The 1363-nt window shown below is 65.0% G+C and carries 1 protein-coding gene; it reads right to left on the bottom strand.

From position 1 onward, the window contains the following. On the bottom strand, positions 1-1101 hold a 1101-nt coding region (locus tag J0A65_RS23505; protein WP_206596707.1), incomplete at its 3' end, for a CHASE4 domain-containing protein. Positions 1102-1363: the final 262 nt, after the last annotated feature.

Raw genomic sequence — 1363 nt, 5'->3', positions numbered from 1 at the left:
GAGAATGGCGCGGTCACGTTGTTCGCTCTGCTCCAGGCGCTCGAGCATGCTGTTGAGGGCGCTGCTCAACTGCCCCAGCTCATCCCTGCCGAGGTCCGCCAGCTTCGGCAGCCGGGTCTGCTCGCCGATACCGTCGATCTCCCGATTGAGCACCTCCAGGCGCCTGAGCAGCCAGAACTCCAGGCCCATGTAGACAACCAGGGCGGCACCGAGAACGATGACGAAGCTGATTGCCAGGAAGAAGTGCAAGGCGTCGTGCGCACCGTTGTAGTTGCTACGTTCGGTGGTGATGCGCAGGGCCAGCTCGGGTGCCTGCCACGGGTTGTCGAGCTGCAGCAGGATGCTCTGCCGTTTGTCGGACAGCAGCTCGCGGGGGCTGACTTCGGCGCCGAGGGGGGCCTCGTGCCTGGGCTGCCAGCCCGTCGTGTCGGCCACGGCGGGGATGAAGGCGACCTGGCCGACGAACTGGTGCGCCAGTGAGGTCATGCGCGACGTGGTGAAGAAGCGGCCGGCGATAAAGGCGCCGGCCGCCGGCGCAGTGCCGTCGCTGTCGGTGACGGCACTGCTCAGCAGCAGGGTGGGCACGCCATGGATCAGCAGGAACTGCGCCGTGGTGAAGCGCGGATCGCCCTTGGCGTCGAGGATGCCTGTCGCCGCGCTGCGCGCGTACACGTCGTTGCGCAGGTCTTCACGGCTCGGTTCGCCGCCCGGACCCAGCACCAGCAGTTCGCGGGTGTCGAACGTGCCCCAGCGCTCCAGCAGCAGGCGTCCCTGGGCATCGAACATGGCCATGAAGTCGAAGTCGTAGTTGTCCAGTTCGGTGTCGTCGAGGTCCTCCTCCAGGTAGCGTTCCACCGGGCTGCGCGCCTGGGCGACCGCGTAGCTCTGGTCCCACCAGCTGTAACTGCGCAACAGCTGCGCGGCCTGCTCGATGTGGTCGAACAGGATCTGTTGTGCCTTGCTGGCCGCGTCCTGGAGGTTCTGTTCGTCCTGCTGGTCGAAACGGCGCAGCAGCAGGTGGTCCGACAGGAGCTGGACGATCAGAAGGGTCACTACCAGCAGCGGCGCAAAGAGTGAAAACAGGCGTTTGCGCAGGCTCATCGGGGTTTTCGTCCTCGTCGCTACAGCCTCAGTATAGTGAGGCTCCGGGGCCGTGCATGAACGATAGCGCCTCTCTATCCGGGGCATTGGCGATAGGTATTTCCGCCCGTTCAGGCTGCCCGATAGTCTGGGCCGCACCTTCACTTTCGCGGGGCTTTCACTCTTCACAAGCCTTCCCCTAGCGCTTCGAAAGTCCCCTTTTTATTGCAGCCGGCGCGACGGGTCGGCGAGGAGTTAGCGATGTCCAGCGTTCGTCACGCCC

This window comes from Bowmanella yangjiangensis, assembly GCF_017255015.1.
In the GTDB taxonomy this organism is placed as follows: domain Bacteria; phylum Pseudomonadota; class Gammaproteobacteria; order Enterobacterales; family Alteromonadaceae; genus Bowmanella; species Bowmanella yangjiangensis.
Note: the sequence above shows the minus strand (reverse complement) of the source record. Positions and strands in the feature narration are given on the sequence as shown.